We start from the raw sequence: 21,428 nt of genomic DNA on the forward strand, positions 1-21,428 counted from the left end.
CGTGCGGTGATGGGTCCGTGCTGGCGCGTCCGGCGCCTTCAGGGATAGGGTGATGCGGACCGGTCCTGGTCCGCATTGCGGCCGCGCGGGCTAGAAGTCTTCCGGGCGCAGCACGACGTAGAGCAGATAGGCGCCGGCCACCAGGACCGAAACCGCGCACAACATGGAAAGCCAGCCGGGCATGAGGGGTTACTCCTGTCAGAAGGACGCTTGCACGGCCGCTTCGATGCGCGAGCCGGCCAGCGAGTCGCCGAAGATGCGTTCGGCGTTGCGATCGCTGGCGTGCGCGGTCAGGCGCAGCTCGAAGGGCACTTTGACGGCCCAGATCGCACTGAGCTGGCCGTGGCTGTAGCTGCGGTCGTAAACGTCGTCGAGAAAGTAATGGCCGGCCGCGGCTTCGAAGCGCAGCGCGTCGTTGACCGGGAAGCGCGCGCCGATCTGCGAATAGATACCGCGCTCCTTGCTGCCGAGCGCTTCGTTCGAGTAAGCCAGCGACAGCCAATAATTGTCGCGGTAGGTCACGGTGCCGTTGAGTTCGGTCCAATTGAGATCGCTGGTCGTCGACGGATAGCGGTAGTGCAGGACGTTGACGTCCAGCGCCCAGTGTTCGGCGACCTGGCCGGCCCAGCCGACAGTGAAATCGAATTCGCTGCTGGCATGCGTCTGCGGGGCGAACTCGACGTTCGAGCCCCATACCGAGCCGTAGAAACCGTTGGCCGCCGCGGCCTTGAAGCCGACCTGCACGGCCGGATCGCCCTGGGTCTGGGAGCTGCCGCGCCAGACGTAGTCGCTGGTGAGCGCGGCCGAGCCGCTGAACTGGACCGCGTCCTGCTCGGCGGCCTGGGCCTGGGTGCCGAGCGCAAGCAGGCCGACGCCGGCGCAGGCGGCCAGGATCAGCGGGACGGCGGCTTCGCGGCTGCGAAAGAGATGATGCGACGACATAGTGGATTCCGGGTGGGAGAGGCCTGTCTGGCCACATCGCCATTCTCGGAACCGGGGGCGTAAAGCCGCTATTTCGCGACCGCCGTCACTGCGTAAATTCGCCGTAAAACTTCGGCCGTTCGGCGTAAATCACCGCGCGTGGCAAACCGCTTTCAGGGTAGCAGCGGCGCGAGCCGCGACCGCGATACCGCATCAACGGCGGCACTACACCGGCGACGGCGCTTTATTGGCGTGGTCGCGGCTCGTGACCGGAGGAAATCCCTGTGGGACGCCGCACCTACCCCAACGCATGGTTTATCGGCGCAACAGCGCCTTGACCACCGCCTCGGGCTGCTTCATCCAGGAAAAATGATCGGCCTTGGTGCCGAGATCGCGCGTGCCCAACAACAGGCTTTCGCTGCGCGCGCGCGGCAGCTTCGACAACAAATAACCCACCGATCCCGGCGGCACCAGCCAATCGCCGTCCATCGAGACCGCGCGCGCATCGACCGCGACCTGGGCCATGCCGGCTTCGACGTCGGCATCGATACCGGCAGCGGCATAACGGCCGCTCAGCGCGGTGCGGCCCCAATCGCGGATCAGGCTGCGCGCCTCGTTGCCGCCGAAACCGATGCGACGGCCGGGCAGGGTGCCGTTGACGTGGGCGAGCCAGGGCAGGAAGCGATAGATCGGCGGCATCGCGATCCGCTGCGGCATCGGGAAGGTGCGCCAATATGGCGCGCCGCTGGCGACCAGCCACAGCGATGTCGGCAGCGCCGGTTCGTTGCGTAACGCAGCCAGGCCCAGGCGCATGCAGGCGAGCTGACCGCCCAGGCTGTGGCCGCCGATGCTGCGCGGCAGCTGGGGCAGGGCCGCGGCGACCGCGGCATCGCTGACCGGCAGATCGTCGAGCAACAGCTCGCGATAGCCCCAATCGCTGTCGCGGCTGGCGCGCACGCTGCTGCTGCCGTTGCCGCGCCACTCGTGCACGTAGACGGCGATGCCGCGCGCTGCCAGGGCATCGGCGAAGGGCAGGTAATGACGCGCGGCGACGCCGAGCGCGGGCAGCCACAGCAGGCTCGCGGTCGGTTCGGCGGGGACGCGTGCGTACAGATTCCAGCGATGGCCGTCCTCGGCGCGCAACGGCAGACCGGAGGGCTCGTGACGATCAGCCATGCGGTGCCGCGCCGAAGTGATCGAGCACCAACACCTCGCTGCGCCCCGGGCGATAGCCCAGGCGCAGAGCGGCATGGACGTAGTCGGCCGCGGCCACGCAGGCGTCTTCCAGTGAGCGCCCGAGGCAGAGATTCGCCGCGACCGCCGAAGCCAGAGTGCAGCCGGTGCCATGGGCATCGACTTGCAAGCGCGCGTGTGCGATCTCGCGCACCTGCATGCTATCGGCGAACAAATCGACGACGTCGCCCTGCCCGGGCAAATGCCCGCCCTTGAGCAGCACCGCACGCGCACCGAGCGCCGACAGGCCGGCGAGGGCCGCGCGCATGCCGTCGAGATCGTCGACGGCGGTACCGAGCAGCAGTTCCGCTTCCGGCAGGTTCGGCGTGACCAGGCTGGCCAAGGGCAGCAGCCGTGTGCGCATGGCGTCCAGGGCCGAGGCTTCGAGCAGGCGCGCCCCGGAGGTCGCGACCATGACCGGGTCGAGCACCACGTACTCGGGCCGGTAATGCTCCAGCGCATCGGCGACGGCAAGAATGACCTCGGCGTTGGCGAGCATGCCGAGCTTGACCGCGCGCACGTCGAAATCGTCGAAGCAGGCATCGATCTGCGCGCGCAGGAAGCCGGTGTCGGGCACGTGCACGGCGGTTACCCCGCGAGTGTGCTGCGCGGTCAACGCCGCGAGCGCGCTGAGCCCGTGCACGCGATGCGCGGCGAAGGTCTTGAGATCGGCCTGGATGCCGGCGCCGCCGCCGGAGTCGGAGCCGGCGATGGTGAGGGCGGAACTGGGGCGTTCAAACATTTTGAACGTCCTGCGCAAGGCGGTCATGGATACTGATCAAAGCGGGTGCGATTAGGTTGCTATGCGCGACACGATACCGCACCGCTTCGACTCGCGCAGCGGATCGTCGTAACGCCTCGGTCGCGGCCAGATTGTTATCTAATCGCGTTTGGATTCAACCGCGACCGAGGTCTTGGCCATCAGCGAGATGGTCGCTACCAGCTGTTTGCGAAGTTGAAAGGGCAACTGCCTGAGCGAATTCAGACATTCCTCCTCGATATCGTCCTGCGCGTAATCGGCCGAACGGACGGCCAGGGTCCAGGCATTTTCGGCAGGGTGCATCTGTCCCCGGCCAGTGCCGAGCCATTCCAGACATACCCCCGTGGTCGTCGCGATCGCGAGCAGGTGATGCATCGATGGGCGACTGCCGTCGGCCCGTTCCCATTGCGCGACCGCGCTGCGTTGGACGCCTACGGCCTTGGCCAGTTCGAGCTGAGAGGTGCGGGACAGCGAGCGTGCGCGTCGAATGCGATCAGGCAGTGCAGCCATGACGGTCTCCCCTGGAAAGACAAGGCCGATCATGCTCCCCGTATCGCTAACCCGATAGGGGAACTGGTCGCTATTGGTCCGGATTCGATAACGCGGTTGCATATATTGAGGATTTCGTCACAGGTGGGCTGCGTTGGAACGAAAGCGTTGCGTGCCCGTGTATCACGAACGATACGCTCCGTTAGCGAAAGCGGAGGTTGCCGCACGCGCATCGGATGAACTATCCATTCTTTGCGCAGTGCTGCGCGAGCCTCGCCGCCGAACGAAACGAGCGGTGCGGAGACCATTTATCCTCGGCGCCTAGCGCGCCTATGCACTCCTACCAGGAAAGGGCGACTGCTCATGAGTACAAAAAGGAAGTTATTAATTGGTCTGCTGGTAATCGGTTTGCCGACGATTGCGTTGGGTTATGGCTGGATGGTCCGCAACGACACCGGCCTGGCTCCGGAATCAATGCGCGCGGAACTGGGCGAAAGCATCGTTTCGCGTTGGACGCCCTACGTCGAAAAAACTTACGGCCCTTCGGCCGCCGGATGGGGCGATCGACTGCAGGATACGATAAACGAAGTAGACATCAGCAATCTCGAGCGCGCCGCGAGTGCAGACGATTTTCAGTCGATGAGCAGTCAACTCCTGGGAGGCGCTCCGGCGATCGTCGCGGTTGCAGGTAAGGACGGTGGCGCGCAAACCAAGGCCGTCACCGCAAGCAATCTGGTCTATACCCCGATCAATCCCTGTCGCATCGTCGATACGCGGGTAGTCGGCGGTCCGCTTGCCGGCGGAGAAACGCGGAGTTATGCGGGCTACACGGCGACGGATTTCACTTCGCAAGGCGGTTTCGAATCCAACTGCGGAATTCCCGCGAACGCCGCCGCTCTGGCATTGAGTTTCACGTCGGTGCTCCCCGGCGGTAACGGCTATTTCACTGCATATCCGTTCAATGAAGCTAAGCCGATCACGACCGCGCTGAATTATAGTCCCGGTCTGATCACCTCGGGACACTCCACTGTACCGCAGTGCCGTCCGAGCTGTTCCTCGCAGTTCAACGTCTACAGCCATAATCAATCGCACATGGTGATCGACGCCGAAGGCTATTTCACCGAGCCTGAGACGGTCGCACTGGACTGCACCGTAGCCGAGCAGAGCGGCTTTCTCGATTTGCTCGGTGGAGTGCAGACGCGCACGATCGCTTGCCCTGCCGGTTACTCGGCGACCAGCGGTTCGTGCAGCGGTGCGTTGGGGCTGACGATCAACAGCTCGGAACCCAATGTCGTCGGCGGCCAGCCGACCGGCTGGAAGTGCGACCTGGTCGGCTCGTTACTGAGCGGGATCGCCTACAAAGCCCAGGTTACCTGCTGCCGCGTGCCCGGACGCTGATCGCCGGGCTCATCAGAACGCGTTACGAATCGGGAAAGCCGGCGCTCGCGCCGGCTTTCTTCGTATGCGTACGACATCGATCGGGCACGACGCCGGTCGGGAGCATGCCGGTGTCCGGCGGTTCCTATGGGGCGCGGCTTGATGCGGGCCCGCAGAAAAATCGAGCGCCGCGCGATACAGCATCGCGCGGCGCTCGATTGGACACCCGTTAAGGGATCAGAGCACTTCGGAAGCGTAATCCGCCAACCTCGAACGCTCGCCGCGGCGCAGGGTCACGTGCGCGCTGTGCGCCCAGCCCTTGAAGCGGTCGACCGCGTAGGTCAAACCCGAAGTGGTTTCGGTCAGATACGGGGTGTCGATCTGTTCGACGTTGCCGAGGCAGACGATCTTGGTGCCGGGGCCGGCACGGGTGATCAGGGTCTTCATCTGCTTCGGGGTCAGGTTCTGTGCTTCGTCGAGGATCAGCCAGCGGCTCAGGAAGGTGCGGCCGCGCATGAAGTTCATCGAGCGGATCTTGATGCGCGAGGCGAGCAGGTCGTTGGTCGCCGCGCGGCCCCAGGCGCCGCCTTCCTGGTTGTGGGTCAGCACTTCCAGGTTGTCGGTCAACGCGCCCATCCACGGCGTCATCTTTTCCTCTTCGGTGCCGGGCAGGAAGCCGATGTCCTCGCCGACGCTGACGGTGGCGCGGGTCATGATGATTTCGCGGTAGCGCTGCTGGTCCATGGTCTGCGCCAGGCCGGCGGCGAGGGCGAGCAGGGTCTTGCCGGTGCCGGCGGTGCCGAGCAGGGTGACGAAGTCGATCTCCGGGTCCATCAGCGCGTTGAGGGCGAAGTTCTGTTCGCGATTGCGCGCGATGATGCCCCAAACCGCATGCTGGTTATGACGGAAGTCGTCGACGATCTGCAACTGCACGCGGTCTTCGCCGACCTTGGTGACCTTGAGTTCGGACTCGTCGTCGCCGGGCAGGTAGAGGAACTGGTTCGGGTACCAGTCGTCGTTCTCGGTGCGGCTGATTTCGTAGTAGGTGCGGCCTTTCTCGGTCCAGGACTTGAGGTCCTGGCCGTGGCGCTGCCAGAAGTCGTCCGGCAGCGCGGTCGCGCCGGTGTAGAGCAGGCTGAAATCGTCGAGCGCGCGGTCGTTCTCGTAATCCTCCGACACGATGCCGGCGATCGAGGCCTTGATGCGCAGGTTGATGTCCTTGGATACGAACACCACCGGCACGCCGGGCTCCTGCTCCTGCAGGGCGAGGATCGCGCCGAGGATCTGGTTGTCCGGGATCACCGCGCTGAAGCGCTTGCCGGCGTCGAACGAGCCGGTCTGGAAGCGCAGCTTGCCGATGCTCTGCGCGCCGCGCAGCTGCAGCCCCTGCGGGCGGTTGAGGGTGATGCCGCTGCTGATCTTGTCGGTGCCTTCGGCCTGGATCAGTTCGTTGAGGAAGCGGCTGACCTGGCGCGCGTTGCGGCTGGCTTCGGAGGTGCCTTTCTTGCCGTTGTCCAACTCCTCGATGACTTGCATCGGCAGGTAGACATCGTGTTCCTGGAACTTGAACAGCGCGGTCGGGTCGTGCATGAGCACGTTCGTGTCGAGCACATAGATCCGCTTGCTTCTGGTCATTCGGAAGTCTCGTCGGAGATGATGGGCGGTGCGTTTCGTTGCGACGGCGGAACGGGGTGGCAAGGCTCGCGAAGGCGCTGAGGCGAGTGTCCGCCAGCGGCCCTCGCCGGGGCGGGGTGTGGGTCGCACAAGTGCGGCGAACGCGAGCGGGCGGCGCGCGCGCACGGCCGCGCCGCCGTGACCCGCGGGGCGGGACAGCGTGCGAGCGTGGAAACGAGGGGCCTCACTGGGCGGCGTGTTCCTTGAGTGCGTCGAGTACGGCCTGGGCATGGCCAGCGACTTTCACCGGTCGCCATGACTGGGCGATGACGCCCTTGGGGTCGATCAGGAAGGTGCTGCGTTCGATGCCCATGTACTTGCGGCCGTACAGGTTCTTTTCCTTGATCACACCGAAGGCGTTGCACACCGATTCGTCGGCGTCGCTGACCAGTTCGAACTTGAAGCCCTGCTTGGCGCAGAAATTCTGGTGCGATTTGATCGAATCGCGCGACACCCCGAGCACGGTCGCGCCGAGCTTCTTGAACTTGGGCAGCAAGGCGTTGAAGTCCAGGCCTTCAGTGGTGCAGCCCGGGGTGCTGTCCTTCGGGTAGAAGTACAGCACCAGCCATTGGCCGGCATAGTCCTTGAGCTTGACCGTCTCGCCGCCGGACAGGGCCAGGGCGAGGTCGGGGGTTTTCTTGCCGTAAGCGTGGTCGCCGGTATCGAGCATGATCAGAACTTCATCGGGTCCATGATGGCGTCTAGGTTCAGATGGTCGCAGAACTCGAGGAAATCGTCGCGCAGGGCGGCGATGTGCATGCTCGAGGGCACGCCGATGGTGATCTGCGCCGAGAACATGTCGGCGCCGGTCTGCATCGCGCGGTAACGCGAGCAATGCAGGCTTTCGATGGTGATGCCCTGACGGTCGAAGAAGTCGGCCAGCTGGAACAGGATGCCCGGCTTGTCGGCGGCCACGACCTCGACGATGTAGGGCAGCAGGTTGGACTGCACCTGCTTGGCGCCGGTGCGGTACCAGACCAGTTTCAGGCCTTCCTCGCGCTCCAGGCGCGTCAGCATGGCCTCGAGCTTGGCGACCGAGTCCCAGGAGCCGACCGCCAGCGCGGTCACCGAGACGTCGCGGCCCACCGTGGACAGGCGTGCATCGACGAGATTGCAGCCCGAATCGGCGATCCGGCGCGTCACCGACAACAGCGGCGACTCCGGATGCGTCGTATAGGCGTTGATCAGGAGGTGGTTTTCGTTCGGCGACGGCCGGGAAGCGGAATCGGTCAAGGCGGCGCCTGCAAGGGGAGCGTGATGCTCGGATATGAACGGCGGCCCGCGGACGGGCTGCGGCTGAAGGGAGCATACTTGCCCGCGCTTTCGGGCCGCAAGTAACATCGTCCCGTGCGTGGCTGCACCGGCGCACGTTTCCGCACCGGCCCGCCCGCTGGAATAATGGCCCCCGACCGCTCCGCAGCACGGCTGCGGACGCGAACTCCACTTAGTAGGTCTTCACTTGCGACTTTCCGGCAGCATCACCGCGCTGGCGACGCCTTTCACCGCGTCCGGCGAAATCGACCTGGACGCCTGGCACAAACTGCTGGCGATGCAGCTGGAAGGCGGCACCCAGGCCGTCGTCGTCGCCGGCTCGACCGGCGAGGCCGCCGCGCTCTACGACGCCGAATACGACGCCGTGCTGCGCGCTGCGGTCGAATTCGTCGCCGGCCGCATTCCGGTCCTGGCCGGCACCGGCTTGTCCAATACCGCCAAAACCATCGAACTGACCCGCCACGTGGCCGCCCTCGGCGCCGACGCGGCGCTGGTCGTGACCCCGCCCTACGTGCGCCCGACCCAGGCCGGCCTGGTCGCGCATTTCCGTGCGATAGCCGACGACGGTGCCTTGCCGGTGGTGCTCTACAACGTGCCCGGCCGCACCGGCGGCGACCTGCTGCCGGAGACCGTGGCCGAGCTGGCCGGCCATCCGCGCATCGTCGGCATCAAGGAAGCGGTGTCCGATCCGCAGCGGATGCAGGCCTTGCTGGCGCTCAAGAGCGAAGGCTTCGCCGTGATCAGCGGCGACGACCCGACCGCCTGCCGGGCGATGCTTGCCGGCGCCGACGGCATCATTTCGGTCGGTTCCAATGTGCTGCCGGCGGCATTCCGCCGTCTCGCCGACCTGGCCCGCGCCGGTCGCGGCGCCGAAGCCGAGGCCTGGGACGCGCGTCTGCGCCCGGCCTACGATTTCCTCGGTCTGGAACCGAACCCGATTCCGGTCAAGGCCTTGCTCAGCGCCCAGGGCATCGGCCATGGTCTGCGCCTGCCCCTGCAGTCGCTCTCGGCCGCCCATCAGGATGCCGCCCGGCGCACCGCCGGTCTCGTCGTCGAACTCGAACACGTCTGCCGCGACACCCTCGCGGCCTGAATCCCTGTAGGAGATGCTCATGCGTTCCAATGTTTCTCTGTCCCGCGCGGTTGTCGCCGGTCTGTTGCTGGCGATGGTCGCCACGTCGGGTTGCAGCTGGTTCCGCAAGGGCAACAAGCTCTACGCCGAAACGCCTGAGAACCGTCCGCTGGAAGTGCCGCCGGACCTCGACCAGCCGCGCACCGACGGTGCCATGGCCGTGCCGGGCGGTTCGGTGACCGCCTCGGGCCTGGCCGCGTCGCGTCCGACCCAGGCCGCTGCCGGCACCCCGGCCTCGTCGGCCAACGGTTTCACCGTCAGTGGCAACCGCGACGCGGTGTTCAACCAGGTCGGCGACGCGCTCGGCAAGGTCGAAGGCCTCAACATCGCCAGCCGCGCGCAGTTGCTCGGCGCCTACGACGTGAACTACGAAGGCAGCAACTTCCTGGTCCGCATCAGTGCGGTCGAAGCCGGCGCCTACGTCTCGGCGGTCGACCCGCGCGGCCTGCCCGCCACCGGCGCCGCTCCGGCCAAGCTGATCGCCAGCCTCAAGGCAGCGCTCGGCGGCCGTTGATCCAACGCCGCAGTCCTGCTTGCGAAACGGGCGCCGATGGCGCCCGTTTTCGTTATCAAGCCAGCACGCCGAGCGCACTCAGCGTGGCGGCGACCAGCGGGTCAGACCCTCGTTCAACATCAGGCGCATCGCCGAGGCGCGCTGCGCGCGCGGCATGCCCTTGAGCGCATCCAACAACCAGCCGAAGGCCTGGCAGCGCGCCTCGCGTCCGCCCGGTTCGCCGGCGTCGGCATTGAGCGCGCCCATGAAGCCGTCGTGCAGCAGCATCGCGGTGGTGCCGGCGGATTTCAGCGTTTGTTTCGCCGCACCGGCGTCGTAAGGCTGGCGCGGGTTCTGTAGGCCGTTCGTGGCGATGCCGAGCAGGGCGTTGGCGAAACCCTGGCGGCTGGCGTCGCCGAGGTTCTGCGCCGCGGCAGCGAGCGCCTGCGGGCTGCGGTCGGCGGCCGGATCGAACAAGGCGCACAGCGTCGCCGCATCGCGCGGATGGCGCGAGGCCTGGTGCAGGGCCTGGAACAAGTCGTCGATCGAGCCGTCGGGCGCGCGCATCAGAGTGTCGCTGGCGCCGGCGGCGATCGCGGCCGGGTCCAACTGCGACAGGTCGACCTGCGACAGATCCAGCTTCGATAGGTCCAGCTTCGATAGGTCCAGCCGCGACAGATCGAGCTGGGCGAGGGCGAGCGTGCGCGGCTGTGCGCCGACGAGGATCGGTGCGGCGCAAAGCGCGAGGAGCAGATTCAGGCGCAAACGGGCATGCGGCATGGCGTCGTTTCATTCGGTCCGTGACCGGCCGAGTCTAGGTGCGGGCCGATGAATGCCAGGCGGCCACGGTGCGGGCCGAGGCGGGCTCGGGCGGGAGGCAGTGCCGGCGCTCATCCCGGCATGGTCCGGGCGGCCAGGGCAGAGCCAGGCCGAGCCGAGCCGGCCAGGCTGCATCGGCCAGCCGGGTTGTTGCGGAAGGCGGGGCGAAGCCCGCCGAGTTTTACGAGGTGGTTCGGACGAGCGCGGCCGACGCCGCGCCGGCGAGGCTCAACGCTCGAGCAGGTCGAGCTTGCCGGGCTTGTTTTCCCAGTCCTTGGCGTCGGGCGGGCCGTCCTTGCGGGTGGTGATCACCGGCCAGGACTTGGACAGTTCGGCGTTGAGCGCGACGAAAGGCTCCTGGCCGGCCGGCACGTCGTCCTCGGGATAGATCGCGTTGATCGGGCATTCCGGCTCGCACAGGGTGCAGTCGATGCACTCGTCCGGGTCGATCACCAGGAAATTCGGACCTTCGTGGAAGCAGTCGACCGGGCACACCTCGACGCAGTCGGTGTACTTGCACTTGATGCAGTTCTCGGTGACGACGAAGGGCATGGCGGGAATCCTGAGCTATGGTCCGGGGCGAACAGGCCGGGCAGCGATAGTGTAGCCATTCGCGCGGCGACGACCCAAGGCGGGACTGGGCCGTTGGCGCAAATCGCGCGTCCGCCCGGCCCCGTAACGCGGCTGGCGCCAAGAAAAAGCCCGCGCATCGCTGCGCGGGCTTTTGGCGACCTGGTCGCGTATTGGCGCTCCCTACGGGATTCGAACCCGTGTTTTAGCCTTGAGAGGGCCACGTCCTAGGCCTCTAGACGAAGGGAGCAGGTTGAAACTCGGCCGGGAACGGGTTCCTGGCAGACCGCACGGACTCTCAACCCGATGCGGCCTGCTAGTATATGCGCCGCCGTTGCCACGGGCAACGGTTGAACCTTACGAACCTATAAGGCGGCACGCCCGCTCGATGCAAGCCGATAACTCTTCATTCCATACCTCGCTGCGCGTGATCCCGCGCGACCAGCACAATGTCTCGCGCAAGGAGATCAGTCCGAACGCGCTTCGCGTGCTGTATCGGCTGCGCGACAGCGGCTTCGGTGCCTTCCTGGTCGGCGGCGCCGTGCGCGACATCCTGGTCGGCGGTCACCCCAAGGACTTCGACGTCGCCACCGACGCCACGCCAGAGCAGGTCAAGGGCCTGTTCCGCAACTGCCGCCTGATCGGCCGCAGGTTCCGCCTGGCGCACGTGGTCTACGGCCGCGAGATCATCGAGGTCGCGACTTTCCGCGCCAACATCGACGACGGCAGCGGCGACCGCGAGACCGACACCGGCGGCCGTCTGGTCCGCGACAACGTCTACGGCAGCATCGAGGACGACGCGGTCCGCCGCGACTTCACCGCCAATGCGCTGTATTACGCGGTCGAGGATTTCTCGGTGCGCGACTACGTCGGCGGCTTCGAGGACGTGCAGAACCGCCTCATGCGCCTGATCGGCGATCCGGAAACGCGTTATCGCGAAGACCCGGTGCGGATGCTGCGCGCGGTGCGCCTGGCGGCCAAGCTCGGCTTCGAGATCGAAGCGGCCACCGCCGCGCCGATCCCGCACCTGGCGCCGTTGCTCGCCGACGCCGCGCCGGCGCGGTTGTTCGAGGAATGCCTCAAGCTGTTCTTGTCGGGCCACGCGGTCGAGAGCTTCCTCGGCCTGGAGCGTTTCGGATTGCTGTCGGCGCTGTTGCCGGAAAGCGCCGCGGCCTTGAAGTCCAACCGCAGCGGCGCCCTGCGCCGGATGGTGCTGGAAGGGCTGAAGGGCACCGACGCGCGCGTCGCCAACGACGAGCCGGTTTCTCCTGCGTTCCTGTTCGCGCTGTTGCTGTGGCCGGCGTATTGCCGCGACCTGATGGGCCTGCAGGCGCAAGGCGTGCACACCGCCGAAGCGCAGCGCCGCGCTGCCGACCGCGTCACCTTGCATCAGCTGTCGACGATCGCGCTGCCGCGCCGTTTCTCGCTGCCGATGCAGGAGATCTGGCTGCTGCAGTCGCGTTTCCAGCAGCGTCAGCGCAAGCGCGTGTTCCGGCTGCTGTCGCATCCGCGTTTCCGCGCCGCTTTCGATTTCCTCTCGCTGCGCATGGCCGCATCGGACGAGCACACCGCCGACGTCGAATTCTGGCGCGAGGCGCAATTGCATCCGGGCGAACTGCTTGCCTACCAGGAGGCGAATCCGCCCCAGGACGACGAGGAGGGCGGCGAGGAACGCGGCCCGCGCAAGCGTCGCCGCCGTCGTCGCGGCGTGCCGACCGCATCGGAGTGATCGGCACGGGCCTGCGTCGTCGGCGACGACAGGCCCGAGAATTTCCGGCTGAGACGATGCTCTGACGAGAAGATCCCGGCCGCGACCGGCTTCCGGTGACCTTGAATCTGCGATGGCCTGAGCATGACCTGGACCGCATCCGCCCCGTCGACGGTCGCTTTCGTCGGCCTCGGCAGCAATCTCGGCGACAGCGCCGAGGTTTTGCGTGCCGCCTCGCGCGCTCTCGATATCGCGCCGCAGACGCGGTTGTTGCGTCTGTCCAGCCTCTACCGCACGCCGGCCTGGGGCGTCACCGAGCAACCCGATTTCGTCAACGCCGTGGCGATGCTCGAAACCGGCTTGAGCGCGCAGCAGCTGCTAGCGGCGATGTTCGCGATCGAACGCGAGGCCGGACGCGCGCGCCGCGCCGACGGCAGCGACCGCTGGGGCCCGCGCACGCTCGACCTCGACTTGCTGCTTTACGGCGACTCGGTGATCGACGAGCCCGGCCTGCACGTGCCGCATTCGCATCTGCACGAACGCGCATTCGCCCTGGTGCCTTTGCTCGAAATCGCGCCCGACGCCGTCATTCCGCGGCGCGGACCGGCGCGCGAGGCCTTGCAGTGCATCGATGCCGGCGCGATTCGCCGGCTCGACGCGGTCGATAATTGACCGCCGCGCTGCGCGCATGAGGCGGCCGGCTTGCCGCGCCGTGGCGGGCCGATCGCGTTGGACGCATGGCCGGTCGCGCCCCGGCGCAACCTGTTAAGTTATTGCGCTCTCCCCAGCGGCGTCCGCGCGCCACCGCCCGGACGAACCCACACCATGTACACATCGGCCCCCACCGACAAACCGGCCGCCAAGGCCTGGACCGTGCCCATGCTCGCCGACGCCAAGCGCGACGGCCGCAAGCTGGTCATGCTGACCGCCTACGACGCCAGTTTCGCCCGCACCATGGACGCGGTCGGCGTCGAGCTGGTGTTGGTCGGCGACTCGCTCGGCATGGTCGTGCAAGGCCAGAACAGCACCTTGCCGGTCACCACCGCCGATATGGCCTATCACACCGCCTGCGTCGCGCGCGGTTTGTCCAAAGCCCTGCTGATCAGCGACCTGCCGTTCCAGTCCGACGCTACGCCCGAACGCGCGCTCGAAGCGGCGACGCGGTTGCTGCAGGCCGGCGCGGCGATGGTCAAGTTGGAAGGCGCGGGCCATAAGCTCGAAGTCATCCGTTTCCTGGTCGAGCGCGAGATCCCGGTCTGCGCCCATCTCGGCCTGACCCCGCAATCGGTGCTGCGCCTGGGCGGTTACAAGCTGCAGGGCCGCGACGACGCCACCGCGACCAGGCTGCGCGCCGACGCGCGCGCGGTGGCCGAGGCCGGGGCGACCCTGCTGGTGCTCGAATGCGTGCCGACCGGGTTGGCCGCGGCGATCACCGCCGACCTCGCCATCCCGACCATCGGCATCGGTGCCGGCCCGCACTGCGACGGCCAGGTGTTGGTGCTGCACGATCTGCTCGGGGTCAACTCGGGTCATCGCCGGCCCAAGTTCGTCAAGGATTTCCTCGCCGAGGGCGGCTCGGTCGCCGGCGCCTTCCAGGCCTTCGCCGACGCCGTGCGCAGCGGCGCCTTCCCGGACGCGGCGCACTCTTACGACTGATCCTTGCGGCGGGTCCGTCCGGCGATCGCCCGCATCCGCGCGGCGCGCTGGAAATCGCCGCCGCGCACCCCGATCTTGCCTTCATCGCGGACCCGGTCCGCGCCGTCCTACCGAGTACCGCATGCTGACTGTCGATCAACTGGGCGCGCTGCGCTCGACCCTGGAAACGTGGCGCCTGGCCGGGCAACGCATCGCCTTCGTGCCGACCATGGGCAACCTGCACGCCGGCCACCATTCGCTGATCCGCCTGGCGCGCGAGCGCGCCGACCGCGTGGTGGCGAGCGTGTTCGTCAACCCGACCCAGTTCGGCCCGAACGAAGACTACGGCCGTTACCCGCGCACGCCCGAGGCCGATGCCGAAGGCCTGCGCACGTCCGGTTGCGATCTGCTGTGGTTGCCTTCGGTCGAGACCATGTATCCCTTCGGCGCCGAGCGCACCGTGCAGGTGCGGGTGCCGCAGGTCACCGAGACCCTCGAAGGCGCGCACCGTCCCGGGCATTTCGACGGCGTCGCTACCGTGGTCGCGCGTTTGTTCAACCAGGTCCGCCCGGACGTCGCCGTGTTCGGCCGCAAGGACTACCAACAGCTCGCGGTGATCCGCTACATGGTCCGCGACCTCGCGTTCCCGATCGAGATCGTCGGCGCCGACACCCGCCGCGAGGCCGACGGCCTGGCCTTGAGTTCGCGCAACCAGTACCTGTCCGAAAGCGAGCGCCCGCAGGCAGTGGCCATCCACGCCTGTCTGCAATGGATGCGCGAGGCCAGCCAGGCCGGGCAGTCGCGCGAAACGGTCGAGGCCGGCGCGCTCGAGCGCCTAGGTGCGGCCGGCTTCGTGGTCGACTACGCCGTGGTCCGGCGCCCGGACCTGGGCTTGCCCGAAGAAGGCGAGGGCGGGGCCGGCGAGAGCGGGGCACGGGTGGCGTTGATCGCGGCCCGACTGGGCCGCACCCGGCTCATCGACAACCTCGAATTCGAGACCTGAACAGGCGCCGGGCGCCCCAAGAAAGCCGCGCCACTGAACGGGAATACTCCGTTCCGCCGGCTGCGCCCCCGACCCATGTTGCAGCGCGCCATGCGCTGCTAGACTTCTGGCCTTTCGCGCCCGCGCGTCTGCGGACGGAGTAACCGACATGCAACTGAACCTGCTCAAGGCCAAGATCCACCGCGCCACCGTGACCCACGCCGAGCTTCATTACGAAGGCTCCTGCGCCATCGATGGCCGCCTGCTCGATATCTCGGGCATCCGTGAGTACGAACAGGTCCACATCTACAACATCAACAGCGGCCACCGCTTCTCGACCTACGCCATTCGCGGCGAAGAGGGCAGCGGCGTGATCTCGGTCAACGGCGCGGCGGCCCACAAGGCCCAGCCCGGCGATCTGGTCATCATTTGCGCTTACGGTATCTGCGACGAGGCCGAGGCGGCGAAGTACAAGCCGACCCTGGTCTATGTGGACCGCAACAACCAACTCACCCACACCAACACCTCGATGCCGGCGCAGGCCGCCTGAGAACCGAAGACAGATGAGCGATGACGCCCGACTGACTGAGCTGCGCGCCGAAGTCGGGCGCGTCACCCAAACCCCGCTGCCGGCGTTGATCGCCGCCGATCCGGCCCGCGCAACGGACTTCACCGTCAAGGTCGGGCCGGTCTACGCCAGCTTCGCCCGCCAGCGTTACGACCGCGCCGCGCTGGAGTGGTTGTTCCGCGCCGCCGAGGCCGCCGACAGCGTCGGCCGCCTGCGCGCCCTGTTCGACGGCGAGATCGTCAACGTCACCGAAGGCCGTCCGGCGCTGCACAGCGCCTTGCGCAGCGACTTGTCGGCCACCGACACCGCGCGCGCTGCCCACGCCCAGGCGTTGGAAGCGCGCAAGCGCATGCGCGCCGTAGTCGATGCGCTCGCCGCTAGCGAGGTCACCGACATCGTCAGCGTCGGCATCGGCGGTTCCGATCTCGGCCCGCGCCTGGCCGTGGATGCGTTGACCGGCGCCGCCCCGGGCCGCTTCCGCGTGCACTTCCTATCCAACGTCGACGGCCACGCCGCCCAGCGCGTGCTTGCCGGCCTCGACCCCAAGCGCACCGCCGCGCTGTTGATCTCCAAGACCTTCGGCACCCAGGAGACCCTGCTCAACGGCGGTATCCTGCGCGACTGGCTCGGCGACGACTCGCGCCTGTACGCGATCAGCGCCAACCTCGAGCGCGCGGCAGAGGCCTTCAACATCCCCTCCGAGCGTATCCTGCCGATGTGGGACTGGGTCGGCGGCCGGTATTCGCTGTGGTCGGCGGTCGGCCTGCCGATCGCGCTGGCCATCGGCATGGACGCGTTCGAACAGTTCCTCGACGGCGCCGCCGAGATGGACGCGCACGTGCTGCGCACGCCGCTGCAGAACAATCTCGCCGCCTGGCATGCGCTGACCGCGATCTGGAACCGCAACGGCCTCGGCTACGCGACTCAGGCCGTATTGGCCTACGACGACCGCCTCAAGTTGCTGTCGAATTATCTGCAGCAGTTGGTGATGGAAAGCCTGGGCAAGTCGGTGCGCCTGGACGGTTCGGCCGTCGCCGGCGACACCGTTGCGGTGTGGTGGGGAGGCGTCGGTACCGACACCCAGCACAGCTTCTTCCAGGCCCTGCACCAGGGCACCTCGATCGTGCCGGCCGATTTCATCGGCGTGGTCCGCACCGATGCGCCGTATGCGCAGAACCATCGCGCACTGCAGGCCAACCTGCTGGCCCAGACCGAGGCCTTCGCCAACGGCCAGGGCAGCGACGATCCGCACCGCGTCTACGCCGGCGGACGCCCGAGCACCACGATCCTGCTCGACGCCTTGACCCCGCATTCGCTCGGCGCCTTGTTGGCGATGTACGAACACAGCGTCTATCTGCAGTCGGTGTTCTGGGGCATCAACGCCTTCGACCAATTCGGCGTCGAACTCGGCAAGCAAGTCGCCAGCCGTCTGCTGCCGGCCTTGGCCGGCGAAGCCCAGGCCGACGACCCGGTCACGCGCGAGCTGATCCGGCGCTTGCGCGGCTGAGGCTGCGGCGGATTCGCGATCAACAAGAACGGCGCTACGGCGCCGTTCTTCGTTTTCGGGGGGCTTCGGCTCTCAGGGTAGGAGCGGCGCAAGCCGCGACCAAGGGACGCGCAGAGACAACAAAGCTGACGTCATTCATCGAAGCGGCGCGCTTTCGCCGGAGTAGGAGCGGCGCGAGCCGCGACCGCGAACTGCGGTCGGTGCGGATCTTTCGTGGCCGACGTCGATCAAATGCCGCTCCGTTGCCGCTCCGTTGCCGCTCTTGCTCTTTGTTGTTGCCGTGCGCCGATGCGCGCTCGCGAAGGCAATCGAAGACCCGGAGGGCGGCCCGCAGGGATGCGGGCCGTTTTTCATCGGGACAGGGATGTCCCGTATGAAAAATCCCGGCGTCGGCATCGCTCGTGCGGGCTTGTGATTCAAAAGAAAGCATTTTTCTTTGGTTACTTTCTTTTGTTGCTTTAGACAAAAGAAAGTAACCCGCCGCTTTAGTGGTGGAAGCTTTTATCGTTTGATCTTGCTTGTATGAAAGCCATAAGCAAGTGCAGAGCTTCCGTCCGCTAACGCGGCCGGGTTACTTTCTTTTGCTAAGCCCAAAAGAAAGGTAACCAAAGAAAAGGGCTCTCCTTGCAAGGGCACAGGCCACGAGTGCGATGCCGGCGCCGGGATTTTTCGATAGGACATCCTTGTCCTATCGAAAAACGCCGCACGTCCTGTGCGGCGCCCTCCGGGTCTCCACTTGACCGGCAAAGCGGCAAAGCAGCAAAGCAGATCAAAATCTCGGCAACGGCAACGGCAACGGCAACGGCAACGGCAACGGCAACGGCAACGGCAACGGCCGTCGCTGCTCTTGGGTAGGAGCGGCGCAAGCCGCGACACGATAGTCAATGGCGACGTCGGCGCGAAGTCTTGGGTGCGATAGGAAGGCGGCGCAGTAGTTGCCGGTTCACGGTCGCGGCTCGCGCCGCTCCTACCCTTTGGGGCGCCGGCCATGGCGCCGCGCCACCGAACGTTATACCGCGAGCTACGCCGCCCCGTGCCGCGCCAGCGCCCACTCGACATGCTCGCGCACGATCTCGCTGGGATGCTCGCGCCGCGAACGCAAGGCGGCGATCACTTCGTTCGTGCCCGGGGCGTTGCCCAGGGCGACGGCGATGTTGCGCAACCAGCGTTCATGGCCGCTGCGGCGGATCGCCGAGCCTTCGGTGCGGCGCAGGAATTCGTCTTCGTCCCAGGCGAACAATTGCGCCAGGCTGGCGCGGTCGAGGTCGTTGCGGGCACGGAAATCGGGTTCGTCGTTGCGCTTGGCGAATTTGTTCCAGGGGCAGACGAGCTGGCAGTCGTCGCAGCCGAAGATGCGGTTGCCGATCGGCGCGCGCAGTTCGACCGGTATCGGGCCTTCGTGCTCGATCGTCAGATAGGAAATGCAACGTCGCGCGTCGAGGCGGTGCGGGGCGACGATGGCCTGGGTCGGGCAGATGTCGATGCAGCGCGTGCAGGTGCCGCAATGGGCGCTGGCCGGGCGGTCGATCGGCAAGGGCAAGTCGACGTAGATCTCGCCGAGGAAGAACCAGGAGCCGCCGTCCTTGTCGATCAAACAGGTGTGTTTGCCGATCCAGCCGAGCCCGGCGTTGCGCGCCAACGCGCGTTCGAGCACGGGCGCGGAGTCGACGAACACGCGATGGCCGAACGGGCCGACCAGTTCGGCCAGACGGTCGGCCAGGCGCTGCAGGCGCTGGCGCATGAGCTTGTGGTAATCGCGGCCGAGGGCGTAGCGCGCGACATAGGCGCGTTCGCCGTCGGCGAGCGTGACCCAGGCGTCTTCGTCGTCGCGACGGCCGTAGTCGAGGCCGACCGAGATCACCCGCAGGGTGCCCGGCAGCAATTCGCCGGGACGCGCGCGCAAACCGCCGTGGCGGGCCATCCAGTCCATCGAGCCATGCAGGCCCTGGTCGAGCCAGTCGAGCAGGTAGGCCTCGTCCTGCGCCAGTTCGATCCCGGAGATGCCGCAGCGCTGGAAGCCGAATTCGCGGGCGATCTCGCGGATGCGCAAGGCCAGCGCCGCGTAGTCGGGCGCGGTTCCGGGCGCATCGGCGGACACGGAAGGCGAAGTGGGGCGGGCGTCGGGCTGGCTCACGATGCGGCAAGTATAGAATCGCCGCATGTCGCCGACCGCTGAAACTTCATCGCCGACGCCGCCGACGCCTCTGTTCGACGGCGCCGCGCTGCGTGCGATCGAAGCCGCGGCCGCCGCCGAGCTCGGCGACGCCCATGCGCTGATGGCGCGGGCCGGCGAAGCCGCCTGGCGCGAGCTTTTGGGCCATTGGCCGCAGGCGATGCGCCTGCTGGTGGTCTGCGGCCCGGGCAACAACGGTGGCGACGGTTATGTATTGGCGATGCATGCGCAGCAGGCCGGGCGCAAAGTGCTGGTGCTGGTGCTGCGCCTGCCCGGGCACGCGCCGCGCGGAGCGCTCGCCGAGCGGGCCGCGGCCGGCTACGCGCAGGCCGGCGGTCGTGTGGTCGAGTTCGAAGGCGCCTTGCCGGAGACCGAGCTCATCGTCGACGCGCTGTTCGGCATCGGCCTGTCGCGTGCGCCCGATGCCGACGCATCCGCTCTGATCGACGCGATCAACGCCCATCCAGCGCCGGTGCTCGCACTCGACGTGCCGAGCGGCGTCGACGCCGATCGCGGCTATGCCTACCCATCGGCGGTGACCGCGCAGCGCACGCTCGAATTCATCGCCGGCAAAGGCGGACTGCGCAGCGGCGCCGCGCTCGATCGCGTCGGTGCGCTCGCACTGGCCGACCTCGGTTTGCCGCGCGAACTCTACGGCGTACCAGCGAGCGCGCACTGGCTGCGCGCCGGCGACGTGTCGCGCTGGTTGTCGCCGCGTCTGCGCGACAGTCACAAAGGTCGCAACGGCCGAGTGTTGTGCATCGGCGGCGATCGCGGTCACGGCGGTGCGTTATTGCTGTGCGCGCAGGCGGCCTTGCGCAGTGGCGCCGGCTTGCTCGATGCGATCACGCGCGAGGCGCATGTCGCGCCGATGCTGGCGCGATTGCCCGAGGCGATGCCGCGTGCGATCGGCGAAGGCGACGATCCAAGGGCTACCTTCGCCGCTGCGAACGTGATCGCGATAGGCCCCGGCCTCGGCCAGGAAACATGGGGGCGCGAGCTATACCGATATGCGCTGGACAGCGGAAAACCGCTGCTTTTCGACGCGGATGCGCTGAATCTGCTCGCCGCCGCGCCGCGGCGTTTGCCGGCCGATACGGTGCTGACGCCGCATCCCGGCGAAGCCGCGCGTCTGCTCGGCAGCGACACCGCCACGGTGCAGGCCGATCGTTTCGCTGCGGTGCGCGCACTCGTCGAGCGTTACGCCTGTACGGTCGTGCTCAAGGGCGCCGGCACCCTGGTCGCCGCACCGGATCGCATCGTGCGGGTGATCGGTGCCGGCAATCCCGGCATGGCGGTCGGCGGCATGGGCGACGTGCTCAGCGGTGTGATCGCCGCGTTGCGCGCGCAAGGTCTCGATGCATTCGACGCCGCCAGCTGCGGCGCGCTGCTGCATTCGCTGGCCGGCGACGATGCCGCGCGCGACGGCGGCGAACGCGGTCTGCTGCCGAGCGATCTGATGCCATGGCTGCGCCGTCGCGCCAATCCGTAAAGCGGCCCCGGCCGCTTGGATCGATCCGCAACGCGGACCAGTCAGTAGAATCGGCAGGGATGAGCATGCACACGATCAAACTGCACCTGGGCGATGCCGAGGCCACCGACGCGCTCGGCGCCGCCCTGGCGCGGGCGCGGCCTGCGCACGACGGCGAGGGCCTGCATGTGCATCTGCACGGCGACCTCGGCGCCGGCAAATCGACCCTGGCGCGCGCCTTGTTGCGCGCGCTTGGCGTTACCGGCGCGATCCGCAGCCCGACCTACACCTTGGTCGAGCGCTATCCGCTGACCGAAGGCGGCGAAGCCTGGCACCTCGACCTGTATCGGATCGGCGATGCCGGCGAACTCGAATTCCTTGGCCTGGACGGCGGCGAAGCGGTGCTGTGGCTGGTCGAGTGGCCGGAACGCGGCCGTGGTTGGCTGCCCGCGCCCGACCTGCGGGTCGAGTTGGCGGTCGAAGGAGCGGGGCGCGGGGTCGAACTCAGCGCGGTTTCTGCAGCAGGCCAGGCCTGGCTTGTCGCCTTGGGACCGGCGACCGCCGCCTATGCGTTTGCGGCCGACTCCTGAACGATTCCATAGGAAGTGGCCCCAGGTGCCGGATTTGAAAGGGAAAAGTTCTTG

Annotated in this window: 21 protein-coding genes, 1 tRNA gene and 1 pseudogene; 11 read left to right on the forward strand and 12 right to left on the reverse strand. The window is 67.3% G+C overall.

Annotated features, from left to right (window positions below; translation table 11 throughout):
* Positions 1 to 90: 90 nt before the first annotated feature.
* The 5 genes from LC490_RS04405 to LC490_RS04425 form a co-directional block, all read right to left on the reverse strand.
* Positions 91 to 183, reverse strand: a complete 93-nt coding sequence (locus tag LC490_RS04405) for a potassium-transporting ATPase subunit F (protein WP_031373443.1) — start codon at positions 181 to 183, stop codon at positions 91 to 93.
* Between the two features lie 15 nt (positions 184 to 198).
* On the reverse strand, positions 199 to 942 hold the full coding sequence (locus tag LC490_RS04410) for a TorF family putative porin (protein ID WP_223619409.1): 744 nt from the start codon (positions 940 to 942) through the stop codon (positions 199 to 201).
* A gap of 294 nt (positions 943 to 1,236) precedes the next feature.
* Entirely contained in the window at positions 1,237 to 2,097 is an 861-nt protein-coding gene (locus LC490_RS04415; RefSeq protein WP_223619410.1) for an alpha/beta fold hydrolase, read from the reverse strand.
* Entirely contained in the window at positions 2,090 to 2,896 is an 807-nt protein-coding gene (gene thiD, locus LC490_RS04420; protein WP_223619411.1) for a bifunctional hydroxymethylpyrimidine kinase/phosphomethylpyrimidine kinase, read from the reverse strand. The genes LC490_RS04415 and thiD overlap by 8 nt, the downstream gene beginning before the upstream one ends.
* 138 nt (positions 2,897 to 3,034) lie before the next feature.
* A complete protein-coding gene (locus LC490_RS04425) occupies positions 3,035 to 3,424 on the reverse strand; it encodes a helix-turn-helix transcriptional regulator (RefSeq protein WP_081931199.1) in 390 nt (129 codons plus the stop codon).
* Between the two features lie 342 nt (positions 3,425 to 3,766).
* Between LC490_RS04425 and LC490_RS04430 the strand changes: the two genes are divergently transcribed.
* Positions 3,767 to 4,801 carry a hypothetical protein gene (locus LC490_RS04430; protein ID WP_223619412.1) on the forward strand — a complete coding sequence of 345 codons (1,035 nt, stop codon included), beginning with the start codon at positions 3,767 to 3,769 and terminating at the stop codon, positions 4,799 to 4,801.
* Positions 4,802 to 5,017: 216 nt separating this feature from the next.
* Here the strand turns inward: LC490_RS04430 and LC490_RS04435 are convergent, their stop codons facing one another.
* The 3 genes from LC490_RS04435 to LC490_RS04445 all read right to left on the reverse strand — a co-directional run bounded on the left by LC490_RS04435 (position 5,018) and on the right by LC490_RS04445 (position 7,795).
* Positions 5,018 to 6,415, reverse strand: a complete 1,398-nt coding sequence (locus LC490_RS04435) for a PhoH family protein (RefSeq protein WP_031373449.1) — start codon at positions 6,413 to 6,415, stop codon at positions 5,018 to 5,020.
* Positions 6,416 to 6,638: 223 nt separating this feature from the next.
* Positions 6,639 to 7,124: a peroxiredoxin gene (locus LC490_RS04440; RefSeq protein WP_031373450.1), complete on the reverse strand. Its 486-nt coding sequence runs from the start codon at positions 7,122 to 7,124 to the stop codon at positions 6,639 to 6,641.
* Positions 7,125 to 7,126: 2 nt separating this feature from the next.
* Positions 7,127 to 7,795, reverse strand: a complete 669-nt coding sequence (locus LC490_RS04445) for a glycine cleavage system protein R (protein ID WP_187308502.1) — start codon at positions 7,793 to 7,795, stop codon at positions 7,127 to 7,129.
* A gap of 118 nt (positions 7,796 to 7,913) precedes the next feature.
* Between LC490_RS04445 and dapA the strand changes: the two genes are divergently transcribed.
* Together dapA and LC490_RS04455 are read left to right on the forward strand one after the other, a co-directional pair.
* On the forward strand, positions 7,914 to 8,819 hold the full coding sequence (gene dapA / locus LC490_RS04450) for a 4-hydroxy-tetrahydrodipicolinate synthase (RefSeq protein ID WP_031373452.1): 906 nt from the start codon (positions 7,914 to 7,916) through the stop codon (positions 8,817 to 8,819).
* Positions 8,820 to 8,838: 19 nt separating this feature from the next.
* On the forward strand, positions 8,839 to 9,372 hold the full coding sequence (locus LC490_RS04455) for a hypothetical protein (protein WP_223619413.1): 534 nt from the start codon (positions 8,839 to 8,841) through the stop codon (positions 9,370 to 9,372).
* A gap of 78 nt (positions 9,373 to 9,450) precedes the next feature.
* Here LC490_RS04455 and LC490_RS04460 read toward each other — a convergent pair whose 3' ends face one another.
* From LC490_RS04460 to LC490_RS04470, 3 genes are all read right to left on the reverse strand, one after another.
* Positions 9,451 to 10,131, reverse strand: coding sequence for a hypothetical protein (locus tag LC490_RS04460; RefSeq protein ID WP_223619414.1), 681 nt, complete (start codon positions 10,129 to 10,131; stop codon positions 9,451 to 9,453).
* 267 nt (positions 10,132 to 10,398) lie between these two features.
* On the reverse strand, positions 10,399 to 10,722 hold the full coding sequence (gene fdxA, locus LC490_RS04465; protein WP_031373455.1) for a ferredoxin FdxA: 324 nt from the start codon (positions 10,720 to 10,722) through the stop codon (positions 10,399 to 10,401).
* A gap of 192 nt (positions 10,723 to 10,914) precedes the next feature.
* Positions 10,915 to 10,990: transfer RNA gene (locus LC490_RS04470), tRNA-Glu, on the reverse strand.
* A 168-nt stretch (positions 10,991 to 11,158) separates the two neighbouring features.
* Here LC490_RS04470 and pcnB point away from each other — a divergent pair.
* The 6 genes and pseudogenes from pcnB to pgi all read left to right on the forward strand — a co-directional run.
* Positions 11,159 to 12,469: pseudogene (gene pcnB / locus LC490_RS04475) on the forward strand (polynucleotide adenylyltransferase PcnB); the annotation flags it as partial.
* Positions 12,470 to 12,592: 123 nt separating this feature from the next.
* Positions 12,593 to 13,120: a 2-amino-4-hydroxy-6-hydroxymethyldihydropteridine diphosphokinase gene (gene folK / locus LC490_RS04480; RefSeq protein WP_223619415.1), complete on the forward strand. Its 528-nt coding sequence runs from the start codon at positions 12,593 to 12,595 to the stop codon at positions 13,118 to 13,120.
* Between the two features lie 153 nt (positions 13,121 to 13,273).
* On the forward strand, positions 13,274 to 14,104 hold the full coding sequence (gene panB, locus LC490_RS04485) for a 3-methyl-2-oxobutanoate hydroxymethyltransferase (RefSeq protein ID WP_036149399.1): 831 nt from the start codon (positions 13,274 to 13,276) through the stop codon (positions 14,102 to 14,104).
* A gap of 121 nt (positions 14,105 to 14,225) precedes the next feature.
* On the forward strand, positions 14,226 to 15,086 hold the full coding sequence (gene panC / locus LC490_RS04490; RefSeq protein WP_223619416.1) for a pantoate--beta-alanine ligase: 861 nt from the start codon (positions 14,226 to 14,228) through the stop codon (positions 15,084 to 15,086).
* Between the two features lie 148 nt (positions 15,087 to 15,234).
* A complete protein-coding gene (panD, locus tag LC490_RS04495; RefSeq protein WP_031373460.1) occupies positions 15,235 to 15,615 on the forward strand; it encodes an aspartate 1-decarboxylase in 381 nt (126 codons plus the stop codon).
* A 13-nt stretch (positions 15,616 to 15,628) separates the two neighbouring features.
* A complete protein-coding gene (gene pgi, locus LC490_RS04500; RefSeq protein WP_223619417.1) occupies positions 15,629 to 17,140 on the forward strand; it encodes a glucose-6-phosphate isomerase in 1,512 nt (503 codons plus the stop codon).
* Between the two features lie 1,021 nt (positions 17,141 to 18,161).
* Here the strand turns inward: pgi and queG are convergent.
* Positions 18,162 to 19,238 carry a tRNA epoxyqueuosine(34) reductase QueG gene (queG, locus tag LC490_RS04505; RefSeq protein ID WP_031372270.1) on the reverse strand — a complete coding sequence of 359 codons (1,077 nt, stop codon included), beginning with the start codon at positions 19,236 to 19,238 and terminating at the stop codon, positions 18,162 to 18,164.
* Between the two features lie 61 nt (positions 19,239 to 19,299).
* Here queG and LC490_RS04510 point away from each other — a divergent pair, with 61 nt between their 5' ends.
* On the forward strand, positions 19,300 to 20,805 hold the full coding sequence (locus tag LC490_RS04510) for an NAD(P)H-hydrate dehydratase (protein WP_223619418.1): 1,506 nt from the start codon (positions 19,300 to 19,302) through the stop codon (positions 20,803 to 20,805).
* A gap of 65 nt (positions 20,806 to 20,870) precedes the next feature.
* Complete coding sequence (tsaE, locus tag LC490_RS04515; RefSeq protein WP_051885047.1) at positions 20,871 to 21,374, forward strand: tRNA (adenosine(37)-N6)-threonylcarbamoyltransferase complex ATPase subunit type 1 TsaE; 504 nt, start codon at positions 20,871 to 20,873, stop codon at positions 21,372 to 21,374.
* The last annotated feature ends 54 nt before the right edge of the window (positions 21,375 to 21,428 follow it).

Origin of the sequence: Lysobacter sp. ESA13C (genome assembly GCF_019970005.1) — a bacterium.
GTDB classification, from domain to species: Bacteria; Pseudomonadota; Gammaproteobacteria; order Xanthomonadales; family Xanthomonadaceae; genus Lysobacter; species Lysobacter antibioticus_B.